Here is a 15431-nt window from a genome sequence, read left to right as displayed (position 1 = left end):
CCAACGGGTGACAGGCGCCGCGGCGCGCCGCGGGCGGAAGGACCAGCAGTGACCACCGAACGGATCGGCCCGCCCCTGACCGGCGGCGAGCGCGAGATGCTGCGCGCCTTCCTCGACTTCCACCGGGCCACCCTCGCGATGAAGTGCGACGGCCTCTCCGACGAGGAGCTGCGCCGGCAGTCCAGCCCGCCGTCGACGCTCTCCCTGCTCGGGCTGGTGCGGCACATGGCCGAGGTCGAGCGGACCTGGTTCCGGCGGGTGATCGGGGCCGAGGACGTCCCGCTCGTCTGGTCGGACCAGAACGACTACCAGGCCGCCTACGACGCGAGCTCCGCCACCCGGTCGGAGGCCTTCGCGGCCTGGCAGGCCGAGGTGGAGCACTCCCGCCGGATCGAAGCGGCCGCCGAGTCGCTCGAGGTGACGGGCCACCAGCCGCGCTGGGGCGAGGACGTCTCGCTGCGCCTGGTGATGCTGCACATGATGCACGAGTACGCCCGGCACAACGGGCACGCGGACTTCCTGCGCGAGGGCATCGACGGGGTCGTCGGCGCCTGAACCGGGCCCGGTCGGCCCCGCGGTCACCAGGTCGGCGGCCGGCCGCCGGCCGGTCCGGCCGGCCAGGCGCCCCGGGCGGACAGGCCGAGGACCAGCGCGGCGATGTTCCACGCGTCGTCCTCGCCGCGGTGGTGGCGCCCCTCCAGCGGCAGTCCGGCGATCTCCAGCGCCTGCGCCATGCCGGGCCGCCTGCGCAGCCCGTGCGCCTCGGTGAACACCGCCTTGGCGTTGGTGTGCGCCCGCCCGAAGGGGTACTCGGTGCGGGTGGCGGCGCACTGGCGGGTGAACTGGTGCCGGTCGTAGTCGCCCCAACTGGCCCACGGGCGAACGCCGGCCCGGTGCTCGGCGGCCAGCAGCCGGCAGGCCTCGGTGAAGCCGAGACCGGTGTCCACCTCGGCCTGGGTCAGCCCGGTCAGCTCGGTGCAGAACCCGCTCACGGCCGAGCGCGACGGCCGGACCAGGATCCGGTGCCGACCGACCCGCTCACCGCTGCCGAGGTCGAGCACGGTCAGCCCGATCTCGATGATCTCGCTGACCGCACCCGGCGGCGGCTGCCCGTCCCAGCAGGTCGCCTCGACGTCCACCACGTTCCACAGCCGGCCCCCGTCGTCCATGGCGCCCAGCGTAGGGAACGGGGCGGGCCCGGGCACCTGGATTTCGACCCGCCCGGCGGGGCTCAGGAGCGGCCGGTCACCCGACCGCCGCCGCCGCTGCCCGGGCCAGCTCGACCGGGTCGCCGGTGGCGGCGGTAGGGTGACCGTCGGTCCGCCGGGCCCAGTCGTCGTCGATGCTGAACCAGTCGACCGGCGCCGGCGGGGTGTCGGTGGCCAGGGCCGCGTCCAGCGAGTCGAAGTACACCCCCCAGCGCTCCGCGTACAGCCCCGAGACCAGCCCGGACCACTCCCGGCCGGCGTAGTCGTGCAGCCCGCCGCCGTCGCTCGGGCCGCGCCCGCCCCAACTGGTGAGGATGGAGCGGGCGTCGTACTCCAGCTGGTCCGCCTCGGCCGGCGAGGCGCCCTGGGCCCGGGCCGCCGCCAGCCACGGTCCGAGCAGGAACCGCCGGTCGGATCCCAGCAGTTCGTCCAGCAGGCCGAGTTCGTCCTGCCACTCGGCGGCCGTCGAGCGGAACCCCGCCAGGTCGCCCGCCTCGTACGCGGCCCTGATCCGGGGCAGCAGGGCGCGGCCGTGATCGGCCAGCGCCTGCCGGGCGAGGTTCACCAGGTCGAAGCGGTACGCGTCGCTCGTCCGCAACGCCGGTGACACCGCCAGCAGTTCGTCCAGCGCCCGGCGCACCAGGGCGGGGTCGTAGCGCATCGACGGCGGGCTCCAGCTGGCCGCGCTGGTGGCGGTCAGACTCGGACGCGCGGCGAACAGGCCGTCCTGCGCCTCGCTCCACGAGTCGGCGGGCATCGCGTACGGACCCTGACGGAGCATGTCCCAGGCGGCGGCCGCGTGCGGGTCGGCGCCGCCGTAGCGCCGGGCCGCGTAGCCGCCGAACCAGCCCGCCAGGTCGATCGGCCCGTCCTGCCAGGCCAGCCGGCTGAACAGGGCGAACGCGGCCGGATCGGTGCCGGTCCCCTCCGGCAGGTAGGCGATGCCCTTCAGGGCGCTGCCCGGCCGGCTGCGCCACTCCTGGAAACGTCGCGCCCAGACCCCCGCGTTGGCGCCGATCGTGGTGTGGCCGCCGAAGTTGGGGATGCTGCCGAAGGCGTACGGGGTGCCGTGCCAGTCGGCGTCCCGGTCGAGGCCCTCGTACCGGTCGGACAGGCCGTCCACGATCAGCATCCTGGACCGGTCGACGCCGGCCAGCAGCGCGTCCGAGGGATTGTCCTGCCAGCCCAGGATGGCCCAGGTCGCTCCGGGGTGGGCGGTGAGCAACGCGCGCTGGACGGCGGTCGCGGCCGTCGTGACGTCCACCGGGCCGGCCACGCCACCCTCGTGCAGCAGGTCCATCTTGAACATCGCGCTGTCGCCGAAGGCCTCGCTCTGCGCCCGGTAGTAGGCGGCGGCCAGCCGGCCGAACACCGGGCCGGTCGGGTCCAGCCAGTCGGGCCGGGTGAAGCCGACCCAGTCGCCCTGCGGGACGGTCCGGGCACCGGGGTTGCGGGCGGCGAAGCCCGGCGGCACGGTGCCGAAGAACCCCGGCAGCACGGGGGTCATCCCCAGTGAGCGCAGTTGGTCGGTGATGCGCCGGCCCAACGCGGCCCGGGCGTCCAGGAGGTGCCCGGAGACCGGCCCGCCGAAGCCGCTCATGTTCTGCAGCAGCCACCAGCTCTGGTGCGACGGCGCCGGGATCCAGTCGCGCAGCTCGTCCGCGCCGTAGCCGAACTCCTGCAGGGCCCGGTAGTAGGGGTGTTCGGCGCCGGTCTGGACGAAGACCTCGTTGACGCCGTGCAGTGCCAGGACGTCGATCTCGTGCTGGTACGAGGCGAAGTCCCGGTAGGCGCCCGAGTAGCCGTCGTCGGTGTCGTTGAGCGCGTAGCGGTGCGGGACGACGGCCGCGCGGGTGACCGGGGCCGGGACGGCCGGCAGGACGGCGGGCAGGGCCGCCGTCGAGTCGCCGGGCAGGCCGATGTCGACCTTGGCCACGTTCTCCAGGTACCAGCCGACGCCGGTCAGCAGCGCGGCGGGGGAGGTGCCCCGGACGGCGACGGCGCCCGCCGTGCCGGAGACGGAATAGCTGTCGGCGGCTCCGCCCGGCGGGGCCGCCGTCAGGGTGAACTGGGCCGCCCGGGTGGGCAGCAGGCGCGCCAGCGCGGCGACGGCCGGCGCGGTGTCGAAGGGTGCGGCGGCCTGGTGCACGGCGGCGGCCCGCTGCGTGCCGCCGGGCAGGGCGGCTGCCCCGGCCGGGACGGCCGCCGGCAGCAGGGCGCAGCAGGCCGCCAGGGCGGTCAGGAACGTCAGGACCGCCGGCACCGCCGGATTCGAGGGTGCTCCGGCGGGTCCGGCGGCGGTCTCGGGCCGGCCGCGGCGGGGGCGAAGGGGCATCGGGTGCTGCCTTCCGGGCGCGGCGCGGGCGCGCCGGGGGAGGGAGGGGGCTCACCTCGGGATTGTCCAGGCCGGTGGGCACCGGGGCGGTCGCCGACGCCGAGGCGTACGGGTGACAGCGGCGGGCCGGGGCGTCGGGGGTGGCGTCGGCAGAGGGGGCGTCGGGGGCGGCGGCGGGGGCGTCGGGGCGGTCGGGCGGTCACCAGGCCGGGATCGGGGCCGGTTCGGCCGGGCCGAGGTCGGGGGTGTCCCGCAGTTCGACGGCGGGGCCCGGGCGGTGCAGCTCCAGCACGACGATCTCGTTCCGCCCGGCCCGCCACAGCGGCGCGGGCGCGTACAGGGTGCGCTGCGGCCCCTCCTCCCGGTAGCGGCCGAGCGCGAAGCCGTTGAGCCAGAGCGTGCCCCGGCCCCAGCCGGGCAGGGCGAGGAAGCCGTCGGCGGGCGCGTCGAGGTCCAGCACCGCCCGGTGGAAGGCCGGGCCGGTGGGCCGGATGCCGGACGGAGCCGGATCTTCCTCGAACGGCAGCGCGGAGAGGTCGGTGAGCGGCAGCGGGCGGATCTCCCAGCCGAACTGGTACTGGCTGTCCAGCCGGACCCCGCCGGTGATGCCCTTGCGGTCGGCGAGCAGCGGGCCGTAGTTGATCCGGCCCAAGTTCTCCACCAGGAGGTTGAGTTCGGCGCCGTGGGCCGGGACGGTCAGCGGCAGCGCCTGGCCGGGCCGGTTGCGGTCGAGCACGCCCAGCTCCACCCCGTCCAGGAAGACCTGGGCGCGGTCGGCGAGGCCGTCGACCCGCAGCTCCACGTGCTCCAGCGGGCCGCGCAGCCGGGTGCGGTAGTGGATCAGGCCGAGGGACTGGCCGAGCGACTCCATCGGCTCGGGCTCGGAGCGGTACGCCGGCTCGGCCAGCGCGTCCAGCGCGGGCAGCAGGGCGGCCCGCGCGTCCGGGACGATGCTTCGCGGGGTCAGTCGGGCGGGCGGCGGCGGGGGAGTGTGGGCGACCGGGCCGGTGTGCTTCTCGATCACCTCGCGGAAGCGGTGGAACTTCTCGGTGAGTTCACCCGCCTCGCCGACCGGGGCGTCGTAGTCGTAGCTGGTGACGGTCGGCTGGTAGACCTGCCCGGTGTGGTTGGCGCCGTTGTACCAGCCGAAGTTGGTGCCGCCGTGACCCATGTAGATGTTCACCGAGGCGCCTGCTGCGAGGAGTTCGTCCAGCACGGCGGCCGCCTCCCGGGCGTCCCGGGTGTGGTGCGGCTCGCCCCAGTGGTCGAACCAGCCGTGCCAGAACTCCATGCAGACCAGCGGCCCGGTCGGCTGGTGCCGGCGGAGGCAGTCCAGCGCGGACTTCGGGCGGGAGCCGAAGGTGCCGGTGGTGAGCAGCCCGGGCAGCCGTCCGCCGAGCTGGAACCCGTCGGCTGCGCCGTCGGCGGTGAACAGCAGGCAGTCGACGCCGCGTCGGACCAGGCCCGCGCGCAGGTGCTCCAGGTACGCCGTCTCGTTGCCGTAGCTGCCGTACTCGTTCTCGACGCCCATCGCGACCACCGGGCCCCCGTTGCCCGCGAGCAGCGGGAGCAGGACGGGCACCAGGACGTCGAACCAGGCGTCCACGGCGGCCAGGTACGGGGTGTTGACCCGGCGCAGCCGCATCCCGGGCTCGGCGAGCAGCCAGCCGGGCAGGCCGCCGAACTCCCACTCGGCGCAGATGTACGGCCCCGGCCGGACGATCACGTCCAGCCCCAGATCGCCGGCGGTACGGACGAAGGCCACGACGTCCTGCCCGCCGCTGAAGTCGTAGCGCCCGCGTACGGGTTCGTGGACGTTCCAGGCGACGTACGTCTCGACGGTGTTCACCCCCATCGCGCGCAGCCGCAGGAGCCGGTCCTGCCAGAGGTCGGGGTGGACCCGGAAGTAGTGGACGGCGGCGGAGACGATCCGGTGGGGCCGGCCGTCGCGCAGGAAGCCGGTGTCGGTGAGGGTGAGGCGGGGGGCTGGCTGGTGCATGGGGATCCTGGGGCCGGGACGGGGCTGGGCGAGGCAGGGCTGGTGCGCGATGCTGGTAAGCGCTTACCGACTCGGAACGGTACGAGCCCCGCGTCGGGAGGTCAAGAGCGTGCGGGCCGGCGCGGCCCGCGCCGGACCTCGCCGCCCCGGTGGACGGGGCAGCGAGGTCCGGTCCCGGCGAGGTCCGGTCCCGAGGGGGAACCGTCCCGCCCGGGGTCGGTCAGGGCGGGGCCGGTCAGGACGGGACGAGCGTGATGTCGTCGCAGTACCCGTAACCGGTGCCGCTGCGGGCGTAGCAGTAGATTCTGGCCGTCGTCGCGCCCGGGCCGGTGGTGAACTGCGTGCTGCCCAGGGCGTACGTGGTCGCGGTGAAGCCGGCCCTGGTGCTGGAGCCGGCGGCGTCGTACTGCTTGGCCCCGAGCGAGACCTCGGTGCCGGTGGCCGACACCCTGCCCCAACCCGACAGCCGGTACGTGGTGTTGGGCGCGACCGTGACGACCTGCTCGGCGGCGGCCGGCGAGGGGCCGACCCGGACGCCGAAGCCGCCGGTGTGGGCGCCCGCCGGGTCGGCGACCGCGCCGCCGTACCACGTCCAGGGGGCCAGGGCGCCGGTCTCGAAGCCGGGGTTGCCCACCAGGTCGGCGGCCGAGCAGGCGGCGTCGTCGAAGGAACTCGCCTGATGGAAGCCGATGTCGGGGCGGCAGACGGCCGGCACCGCCGAGCCGAACCAGTCCAGCCCGCCGTTGGCCGCGACGGTGGCGCCGGCCCCGCGGGCGGGGGAGCCGACACCCAGCCGGTAGTCGGCGGCGGTGCTGCCGCCCGGGTTCAGCAGGCCCGGATCGGCCGTGACCTTGCGCGGGTCGGCCGGTTCGTTCGCGGGGTGGTTGCCGTGGAAGACGTTGGAGTCCCAGCTGAAGTCGGCGGGCTTGTAGGCGTTGCCGCCCCAGCCGGAGTACCCGCCGGTGCCGAGGTTGGAGAAGATGTTGCCGCTCAGCCGGGTGACCGAGCTGCCGCCGCCCTGCTGGATCACCGGCGCGGTCGAACCCGGCGGCAGATAGGCGGTGTTGTTGTACATCCGGGCGTTCTTCTCGCCGACCGCGAAGAGCCAGCGCGTCCTGTCGTTGCTGCTCAGGTTGTACCGGACGACCGTCCCCGTGCTGCTGGAACCCGCGCCGCAGGCCCCGCAGAACAGCATGAAGCCGCCCTCGTTGTCGTGGCTGTGGTTGTACTGGAACAGCGCGTCGGTGTTGCCGTAGTCGGAGTCGAAGGCCATGCCGTCGTTGTTGTCGGACAGCCGGCGGACGTGGTGCACCTCGTTGTACTGGATCGTCGACCGGTCCGAATTGATCGTCCAGATACCGGCGTTGGAGCCCATCGGGCGCATCGCCAGGTCGTAGGCGGTGTTGTGCTCGACCAGCGCGTGGTCGGCCGCGCGCACCACGATCCCGTCGCCGCCGATGTCGTTCAGGGTGTTCCCGCGGAAGACGATCCGGGTGCTGGCCCGCCAGTTGACGGTGCTGCCGCAGCCGTCGCCGCTGCCGTAGGAGGGGCGGCACATCCAGGTCGAGCGGTTGGTGAGGCCTTCGCGGTCCACCCGGGAGATCCGGGAGTTCTGCACCAGGACGTCGTCGAAGTTGGTCGGGGTGGTGGCACCGCTGACCCGGAACTGGATCCCGTTGCTGAACTTCCCGTTGTCGCCGTTGACGTCGTGCACGTGGACGTCGTCGACCACGTAGTGGGTGCCCACCCCGTCGGGGAGGTCGGCGATCTCGACCAGCAGGCCGTTGCGCTCCTTCCTGGCGGCGCCGGTGTCCTGGAAGGTGATCTCCAGGTCGCGGATCTCCCACTGCTCCACGTTGTAGAGGTGGACGGCGGCCTTCTCGCCGGTGGCGGCGTCGCCGGCGACCACCGGGCGGGCGCTGCCGGGGCCGTAGGCGGCCAGGGTGACGGGAGCGCCGGCGGTGCCGGAGCCCTGGGGCTTCAGGGTGCCGGTGCAGGTGCTGCCACGCTTGAGCAGCAGCTGGTCGCCCGGGCCGAACAGGTGGGCGTTGGCGGCGGCAAGGCTGTTCCAGGGGGTGGCCTGGCTGCCGGAGCCGCCGCTGCCCGCGGCGCAGTCCAGGTACCAGGTGGTGGGGGCGGCGGACGCCGCGGGCGGGGCGCTGAGCGCGCCCAGGGCGGCGGTCAGGGCGGCGCCGACGGCGAACGCCTTGAGCCGGTGGGGGCGGGGCAGGAACATGAGGGGACTCCGCAGTCGTGGGTGGGGTGTCGCGGGAGTCGAGCGGTGGTGCTGCAGCCGCGCCGGGTGGACTCGCGGCGGGTGCGGGAGGGGTTGTGCGGCCGGGCCGGGGAAGGGGCAGGTGGTGTCTGCCCGGTGGTTCGGCCGGATCATTCGATCGTGCGGGGCGATCGTGCGGGGCGATCGGACCTTTACGGGCGGCCGCTGGCCGGTTCGGCCGGCCCGGTGCGGGCGCCCGGCCCGGACGTTGCCGGGCCGGGGGTGCTCGGCGGCGTGCCGGGGCAGAGCCCGGAAGCGGCCGTCGACGGCACCGTAGGGTCGGTAGGCTGATCGAGTCAATACATTGAGAGCACTGGATCGTATATTGATCGAGTGATACGAATGCGACCAGTTGGACTCACGTCGAATCGAGCCCGGGATCGGGGAAGAACGCCATGACCCTCTCGTCCGAGGAACGCCGCGCGCGGATCCTTGAGGTGGTGCGCGACGCCGGGACCGTACGGGTGGTGGACCTGGCCGCCCGGATCGGGATCTCCGCCGTCACGGCCCGCCGCGACGTCGCCGCGCTGGCGGACGCCGGCCTGCTGCACCGCGTGCACGGCTCGGTCGCGCTCCCCGACACCGGGGCGTTCGGCAAACCCGAGGGCCGCGACCGGGTGATCGGCATGCTGGTGCCCACGGTGGCCTCGTACTTCAACGAGGTGATCGCCGGCGCCCGCGCCTCCGCGGCCACCGCCGGCGCCCAGCTCGTGCTGGCGATCTCGCCCTACGAGGCCCGCGACGACCGGGCCCAGGTGGAGCGCCTGCTGGAGTCCGGCGTGGACGGACTGCTGCTCACCCCCAACTGGCGGCCCGGCAGCCGGCCCGCCGACAGCGAGTGGCTGGCCGAACTCCCGGTGCCGACCGTCCTGGTGGAGCGCAAGGCCCGGCCGGGTACGGCCGGCGCGGAGCTGGACGCGGTCTCCTCCGACCACCAGCACGGCGTGCTGCTGGCCCTGCGCCACCTCGCCTCGCTCGGCCACCGGTCGGTGCTGCTGGCCGCCCGCGAGGACACCTGGACGGCGCAGCGGGTCCGGACCGGCTACGCCAAGGGCATGCAGTACCTGGGCATGGAGGCGTACCCGGTGACCGACATCCGGCTGGCCGGGCCCGGGGCGACCGCCGCCGCGCCGGACCTGGAGTACGTGGCCGACCAGATCGCCCGGGCGGTCGGGCAGGGCGTGCGCGCCGCGCTCGTCCACAACGACCAGGACGCCATCCAGCTGGCGCCGCTGATGCGGGCCCGCGGCCTGCGGATCCCGGACGACCTGGCGCTGATCTCCTACGACGACGTGTTCGCGGCCCTGGCGGCGCCGCCGCTGACGGCCGTCGCCCCGCCCAAGCGGGCGGTCGGCGGGGCCGCCCTGGACCTGCTGCTGCGCCGGCTCGGCGGCGGCGCCTCGCTGCCCGTCCACCACATCGAGCTGCTGGCCGGCCTGAAGGTCCGCGGCTCCTGCGGCGCCCAGGTCGCCGCGGTGCCTGCCGAGGGGCCGGCACAGGGGGAGTGACCGGCGCCGGCCTGCGGAGGCCGTGTCCCGGCCCCTCCGGCCCCTCCGGCCGGCCGCCACCCGCCACCCCGCCACCCCGCCACCCGCCACCCCGCCACCCGCCGGCCGGCCTCCGGCGGGCCGGCCGCGCCGACGCACGCCTCGTTGCCCTCGGGGTCGGCCAGCACGTAGTTCGACGGCGCCTCGGCGTCGCTCAGCAGACGTCCGCCGGCCGCGATCGTCGCCGGAACCTCCCGTGGGTCGCTGATCGACCAGGACGCCATGGTCGCCGAGCTGACCGCGGGCCGGCTGAACGCGGTGCTGGACGTCACCGTCCCCGAGGTGCTGCCGGCCGACTCCCCGCTCTACGACCTGCCGAACGTGCTGCTCACCCCGCACGTCGCCGGCTCCCTGGGCGGCGAGCTGCCGGATGGCGGCGGCCGCAGCCGACGAGCTCGAGCGCTGGACCCTCGGCTCCCCTTCGCCCACCCGGTGGGTCCGGGAGACATCGACCGGTCAGCCTGATCATTCGTCAGGACATGTACTGACAAAAATGGTTGGTCCGGCGCCGCGAGCCGGGCGGGGCACGTCGCCCGGCCGCGCCGGGTCCGTCCGGACGACCCGCCCGATGTTGCGAACCGCCCCCGACGGGGAAGAGAAGCCGGGTAGATCACCGACGGGCCCGGCCGGCCGGGCAGGGGAGGGGCACGCCATCATGGGCAAGCGGGAGTTGGGGCCCTATCCAGGGTTGCTGTACGCGCATCTGATCGACGTCCAGCGCGGCGGCAACGTCAAGATGCACACCTTCGCCGTCCACCCCCTGCCGATAGCGCGGCCGGCGAAGGGCCGCAAGGCCGAGTGGCTGCGGTGCGGAACCTGCCGGCAGCAGCTGCGCTACACCGTGCTCAGCCTCGCGGGGACGAGAGCCCGCCGCGCCGCCTGGCTCACCGTGGCGATCGTCGGACTCGTGGCCGCGGTCGTTTTCGGGTTCCAGACCTTCGCGCTCGGCGGTGACGTGCTGGAGGAGGGACAGGAGAACCCGCTCGACCTGCTCGTCCCGCTCTTTCTCGGCGGCGGTGTGGCGGCGGTCGTGGGACTGAGCCGCTGGTGGCACGAGGACGGCGTCCGCGGGCCCGGCCGGCTGCTGGGGATGGGCGCGCACAGCCTGCGCTGGCCCAAGTAACCAGGGCCGCGGGTCGGGCCTGTCCGGCGGAGCAGGGAGCGTACGGAACCCACGGCCGGCAGGACGAGCGAGTCCTGTCAGCCGGCCGCGGGGGCCGAGGGAACCGGTGAGCCGGTCGCCGCCAGGAACCGGTTCACCTGCGCGTTCACCAGGTCGGCCCGCAGGACGGGGTGCAGCGCGGTGTCGTCGGTGAGGGCGAACAGGAGCCTGTTGTCACCGGCGGCGGCGTACAGGACGGTCCGGGTGATGCCGCCCGGCGAGGTGACCGCGCCGGTGGGGGTGGTGCAGGTGAAGGCCACGGCAGGGATGCCCGCCACGTCGGCGGCCGCGGACCGGACCGTGAAGGTCGGGCCGTCGCTCCTGACCCTGAACTGTGTGCAGCCGCCGTGGACGGCCGCCTTCAGCGCGTCGAAACGCTCCCGCACCCGGCCGGGCGGGAAGCTGGCGAGGTCCACCGCCGTCCGGTTGCCCAGCACGTTGTTCCCGGTGACGTAGAGGACTCCGGCCCGTGCCGACGGCGTCTCCGAGAGCACGGCCAGGACCGGCGCGCAGGCCGGGTAGGCCTTGGCGGCCGTCTCGTACAGCGTGGTCGTCGCGGCGTCGTGGGCGGTCGAGTAAGGCTCGGTGGTGCTGCCCGCCGGCAGCTCGGTACCGGGCAGCAGCGCCGCCGTCAGCTGCTCGGCGGAGAGCGCGGCGGCTTCCCGCCATGCGGGCGCGGAGCCGGAAGGGGCGGCGGTCGGTGTGGTCGCGGCCGGTGCGGAGTCAGCGGTAGTCCGACTCGCGGCCGGGTCGGCGACCGGGGTGGCTGTGTCCTTGCCCGTGCAACCGGCTCCCAGGAGGGCCAGTACGAGAACGATCGGCGCCGCAAGCACAGCACGCGGTGTCAAGGAAATCTCCTGACGGTCGGACCGGAACCGACCCGGAGGACGGATGATCTGTAGATCATCCCAGCCCCGACTGCCGCCGCGACACCCGATTGATCGGCGGTCGGCTCACGCTGCGGAGCGGCAACCTGTGGCGGGCCCCGGGTGGGACGCCGAGCCGCGATCAGCCCCGCAGCAGCCGGTCGGCCAGCTCGTGGACCCGGGCCATGGTGATGCCCTCCCGCTGTTCCACCGCGAGCGGGTGGTCGGTGGGTTCGAGTTCGATCAGCGGGCGCAGGCCGACGGCCCGGGTGCGGACGTGGGTCTTGAGGTTCAGTGTCGATTCGGCGTAGACGGGCAGCTCGGTGGTGAGCCAGCCGAAGTACGGCGGCTCCTGCTCGCGCGCCGGGTCCTCCCACAGGTCGTGCGTGCGGGCGAAGTTCGGCTCGCTGAGGGAGACCCACACACCCCAGGAGAAGACCTCGCCGCTGTCGAGCACCGGGATCTCCACCAGACCGTGCACGAAGAAGTGCTTCCCCTTGATCATGCAGACGTCGGCGGTCAGCTCGCTGTCCCGGCGCCGGGCGTACCGGTCCTTCCAGACCACGGGGGCAGGGGCGCCGTAGGACATCGGCGGGCCGGACTGCGGCTCGGCGCAGCAGGAGCAGGTGTGGTCGTGAGCGTCGGACATGCCGTGGAGCCTAGTCAACGGGTCCGACACCCGGCGCGGGGGTGTTGCCCGGGTCGCGGGGGCCCGGCTGTCGGGGGCCCGCGCCGAAGTCCTCCGCGATCCGGGCACCGAGCCGCTCCAGCAGCGGGCCGGCCCCGGCCATCGAGCGCGCCGGGTCGGGCTCCAGGGCGCTGAGCGGGTACGCGCGGCTGACGCCGAGGGCCGCCAGGCCCGCCGCGTCCAGGCTGAGCCGGCCGCAGACCGCGACCACCGGCACGCCCTGCCGCCGGGCGGCGGCGGCCACCCCGGCGGGTGCCTTGCCCTGCAGGGTCTGCGCGTCGAGCGAGCCCTCGCCGGTGATCACCAGGTCGGTGGCGGCGAGCGCCGGGCCGAAGCCGGTGGCCTCCAGCAGGACGTCGATGCCCCGACGGCGGACGGCCCCCAGGCAGGCCAGCGCGGCGAACCCGGTGCCGCCTGCCGCGCCGGCCCCGGGCCGCCGGGCCGCCGCCCCGGCCGGTCCGGCCAGCACCTCGACCAGCCGGCGCAGACCCTGCTCCAGCTGCCGGACCTGCTGGGTGGAGGCCCCCTTCTGCGGGCCGTACACGGCGGCGGCGCCGTCCGGCCCGAGCAGCGGATTGTCCACGTCGCTCGCCAGCACGATCCTGGTCGCGGCCAGCCGGGGGTCGAGCCCGGACAGGTCCGCCCGCGCCAACCCGGCCAGCGCCCCGCCGCCTTGGGCGAGCGGGTGGCCGGCGGCGTCGGTGAAGCGCGCGCCGAGGGCGGTGAGCATTCCGGTGCCGCCGTCCGTCGAGGCGCTCCCGCCGACGCCGAGCACGACCGTCCCGGCGCCCGCGTCGAGTGCGGCGGCGATCAGTTGCCCGGTGCCGCGGGTGCCGGCCCGTAGCGGGTCGGGCCGCCGGCCGGGCAGCCGGTCGAGACCGGAGGCCTGGGCCAGCTCGACCACCGCCGTCCGGTCGCGCAGCGCGAAGGAGGCCTCGACCGGGTTGCCCAGCGGGCCCTCGACCAGCAGGGTGCGGCGCTCGAACCCGGCCGCCACCACGGCGTCCACCGTGCCCTCCCCGCCGTCGGCGACGGGCAGCACGCGCACGGCCGCCCCCGGGGCCCGGTCGCGCAGTCCGGCGGCGAGGTGGTCGGCCGCCCGGGCGGCGGTCAGCGAACCCTTGAACTTGTCGGGGGCGACCAGGAAGCGACGGGCGGTGCGAGGGTTCACGAAGTCCTCCGGGGACGGGACGAAGGCGCTCCGGCGGCGGGCCCGGCCCCCGTCCCGCGTGGGCGGTGGGGCCGGGCCGGTGTGCCGGGGCGCCCGGTGCGGGTGTCAGATCCGGGCGAGGTGGGTGCGGTGGCGTTCGACGAGGGTACGCAGGGTCAGGTCGCCCGGGGTGTCCCAGACCTCCTGGTTGAAGATCTCCACCTCGGTGAACCCGGTGTATCCGGCGGCGGTCACGGCGGCCGCCAGCCGCGGGATGTCGATCAGACCGTCGCCGACGTGGCCGCGGCCGAGCAGCGCGTCGGCGGGCAGCGGCAGCGTCCAGTCGCAGACCTGGAAGGCCAGGATCCGGTCGGCCGCGCGGGCGATCTGCTCCTCCACCTGAGGGTCCCACCAGACGTGGTAGGTGTCGACGACCACGCCCACCCCGTTCTCGCCCGTCCGGGCCCCGACCGCCTCGGCGAGGTCCAGGGCCTGCCCGAGGGTGGAGACCACGGCCCGGTCGGCGCAGAACATCGGGTGCAGTGGTTCGATCGCCAGCCGGACGCCGTGCTCCCCGGCGTACGGAGCGAGTTCGGCGAGCGCGTCGGCGACCGCGCGGCGCGCGCCGGGCAGGTCGCGGCTGCCTTCGGGCAGTCCGCCGCAGACCAGGACCAGCACGCCGGTGCCGAGCGTCGCCGCCTCCTCGACGGCGCGGCGGTTGTCGTCCAGGGCGGCGGCCCGCCCGGCGGCGTCCGGCGCGGTGAGGAAGCCGCCGCGGCAGAGGCTGGTGACGGTCAGCCCGGCGTCGCGGACCAGTCGGGCGGCCTTCGCGGCGCCCGTCTCGGCGACCCGGTCGCGCCACAGTCCGATGCCGGGGATGCCGGCCCGTACGCAGCCGTCGACGGCCTCGGGGAGGGTCCAGCGCTTGGTGGTGGCGGTGTTGAGCGAGAGCCGTTCGAGCCCGGGGGCGGCGTTCGGGCCGCCGGCCGGGCGGGGAAGGGTGCCGGCGGTCATGCGGCCACTCCCTTCGAGGCGAGGAAGGCCCGCATCCGCGCGGTCGCGAGGTCCGGGTCGGGCAGCGCCCCGGCCTCCCCGGCCAGGCGGAACACCTCGGCGAGGTGGACGACGTCGCGGCTGTCCTGCTCGCCGCCGACCATGGTGAAGTGGTCCTGGTGGCCGGCGAGATGGGCCAGCAGGACCACGCCGGTCTTGTAGTGGCGGGTCGGCGCGCCGAAGATGTGCCGGGCCAGCGGCACGGTGGGGTCGAGGATCGCCCGGTACGCGGCGGTGTTGCCCCGGTCCAGGGCGTCCAGGGCGGCCGCGGCGTGGCCGGCGAGCGGGTCGAAGACCCCCAGCAGGGCGTGGCTGAAGCCGCGGTCGTCGCCGAGGATCAGCTCCGGGTAGTGGAAGTCGTCGCCGGTGTACATCTTGATGCCCTCGGGCAGCGCGCGGCGCAGCGCGATCTCCCGGTCGGCGTCCAGCAGGGAGACCTTGATGCCGTCCACCTTGGCCGCGTTGTCGCGGATGATCTCCAGCACGTGGGCGGCCGCCTCGTCCAGGTCGGCCGATCCCCAGTAGCCCTCCAGGGCCGGGTCGAAGGGTGTGCCGAGCCAGTGCAGGACGGCCGGCCGGTCCGTCCCGGCCAGCAGTCGGCCGTAGACCTCGGCGTAGTCCTCCGGGCCGGTCGCGGTGGCGGCCAGTGCCCGGCTGGCCATCAGGATCACCTGGGCCCCGGCTGCCTCGACCACCTCCACCTGCTCCTGGAAGGCCTCGGTGATCTCCTTCAAGCCGGGTGCCGTGACGGTCAGTTGGTCCGTCCCCGCGCCGCAGGCCAGCCGCCCGCCGCAGGCCCGGGCGGCGGCGCCGGAGCGGGTGATCAGCTCGCGGGTGGTGGCCCAGTCCAGGCCCATGCCGCGCTGTGCGGTGTCCATCGCGTCGGCGACGCCCAGTCCGAGCGACCACAGGTGCTCGCGGAAGGCCAGGGTGGCCTCCCAGTCGAGCGCGGCGGGCGCGCCCGGCCGGTGCTCCCGGGCGGGGTCGGCGACCACGTGGGCGGCCGCGAACACGGTGCGGCTGCGGGCCGGGCCGCCCGGCGCGGGCCAGGACGGCGGCTCGGGGACCCGGTAGCGCAGGAGCTCCCCGGAGGGCCGGGGGAGCAGGATCTCGTCGGACATGACTGGCCTCGAATCTGGCGGGCGGGA

Annotated in this window: 12 protein-coding genes and 2 pseudogenes; 4 read left to right on the top strand and 10 right to left on the bottom strand. The window is 75.1% G+C overall.

Translation table 11 applies throughout. From position 1 onward, the window contains the following. The first annotated feature begins 48 nt into the window (after positions 1–48). On the top strand, positions 49–555 hold the full coding sequence (locus tag OG689_RS07010) for a DinB family protein (protein ID WP_266318678.1): 507 nt from the start codon (positions 49–51) through the stop codon (positions 553–555). Between the two features lie 23 nt (positions 556–578). On the opposite strand, the gene OG689_RS07005 is transcribed toward OG689_RS07010, so the two are convergent. From OG689_RS07005 to OG689_RS06990, 4 genes are all read right to left on the bottom strand, one after another. Further along, entirely contained in the window at positions 579–1169 is a 591-nt protein-coding gene (locus OG689_RS07005) for a 3'-5' exonuclease (RefSeq protein WP_266318676.1), read from the bottom strand. Positions 1170–1245: 76 nt separating this feature from the next. After that, positions 1246–3471: an alpha-N-acetylglucosaminidase gene (locus tag OG689_RS07000; RefSeq protein ID WP_266318674.1), complete on the bottom strand. Its 2226-nt coding sequence runs from the start codon at positions 3469–3471 to the stop codon at positions 1246–1248. A gap of 271 nt (positions 3472–3742) precedes the next feature. After that, positions 3743–5542 carry a beta-galactosidase family protein gene (locus tag OG689_RS06995; protein ID WP_266318673.1) on the bottom strand — a complete coding sequence of 600 codons (1800 nt, stop codon included), beginning with the start codon at positions 5540–5542 and terminating at the stop codon, positions 3743–3745. 235 nt (positions 5543–5777) lie between these two features. Continuing rightward, a complete protein-coding gene (locus OG689_RS06990) occupies positions 5778–7778 on the bottom strand; it encodes a carbohydrate binding domain-containing protein (RefSeq protein ID WP_266318671.1) in 2001 nt (666 codons plus the stop codon). Positions 7779–8212: 434 nt separating this feature from the next. On the opposite strand from OG689_RS06990, the gene OG689_RS06985 reads away from it, so the two are divergent. Continuing rightward, on the top strand, positions 8213–9325 hold the full coding sequence (locus tag OG689_RS06985; protein ID WP_266318669.1) for a substrate-binding domain-containing protein: 1113 nt from the start codon (positions 8213–8215) through the stop codon (positions 9323–9325). Positions 9326–9438: 113 nt separating this feature from the next. Here OG689_RS06985 and OG689_RS06980 read toward each other — a convergent pair. Beyond that, positions 9439–9555 (bottom strand): annotated as a pseudogene (locus tag OG689_RS06980) (VOC family protein); the annotation flags it as partial. Here OG689_RS06980 and OG689_RS06975 point away from each other — a divergent pair. After that, a pseudogene (locus tag OG689_RS06975) lies at positions 9554–9829 on the top strand (NAD(P)-dependent oxidoreductase); the annotation flags it as partial. The pseudogenes OG689_RS06980 and OG689_RS06975 overlap by 2 nt on opposite strands. A gap of 190 nt (positions 9830–10019) precedes the next feature. Continuing rightward, positions 10020–10487 (top strand): hypothetical protein, encoded by a 468-nt coding sequence (locus tag OG689_RS06970; protein WP_266318668.1) that lies wholly within the window; start codon positions 10020–10022, stop codon positions 10485–10487. A gap of 77 nt (positions 10488–10564) precedes the next feature. Here the strand turns inward: OG689_RS06970 and OG689_RS06965 are convergent, their stop codons facing one another. The 5 genes from OG689_RS06965 to OG689_RS06945 form a co-directional block, all read right to left on the bottom strand. Next, entirely contained in the window at positions 10565–11374 is an 810-nt protein-coding gene (locus OG689_RS06965; protein ID WP_266318667.1) for a hypothetical protein, read from the bottom strand. Between the two features lie 160 nt (positions 11375–11534). Next, complete coding sequence (locus OG689_RS06960; protein ID WP_266318666.1) at positions 11535–12041, bottom strand: DUF2199 domain-containing protein; 507 nt, start codon at positions 12039–12041, stop codon at positions 11535–11537. Between the two features lie 10 nt (positions 12042–12051). Further along, positions 12052–13251, bottom strand: coding sequence for a glycerate kinase (locus tag OG689_RS06955; protein WP_266318664.1), 1200 nt, complete (start codon positions 13249–13251; stop codon positions 12052–12054). Positions 13252–13356: 105 nt separating this feature from the next. After that, positions 13357–14244: a sugar phosphate isomerase/epimerase gene (locus tag OG689_RS06950; RefSeq protein ID WP_266318662.1), complete on the bottom strand. Its 888-nt coding sequence runs from the start codon at positions 14242–14244 to the stop codon at positions 13357–13359. Beyond that, the gene (locus OG689_RS06945; RefSeq protein ID WP_266318660.1) at positions 14241–15404 is read right to left on the bottom strand and encodes a dihydrodipicolinate synthase family protein; all 1164 of its coding nucleotides are present in this window, start codon (positions 15402–15404) and stop codon (positions 14241–14243) included. The genes OG689_RS06950 and OG689_RS06945 overlap by 4 nt, the downstream gene beginning before the upstream one ends. Positions 15405–15431: the final 27 nt, after the last annotated feature.

Origin of the sequence: Kitasatospora sp. NBC_00240 (genome assembly GCF_026342405.1) — a bacterium.
In the GTDB taxonomy this organism is placed as follows: domain Bacteria; phylum Actinomycetota; class Actinomycetes; order Streptomycetales; family Streptomycetaceae; genus Kitasatospora.
This window is presented reverse-complemented; position numbering and strand designations above follow the sequence as displayed.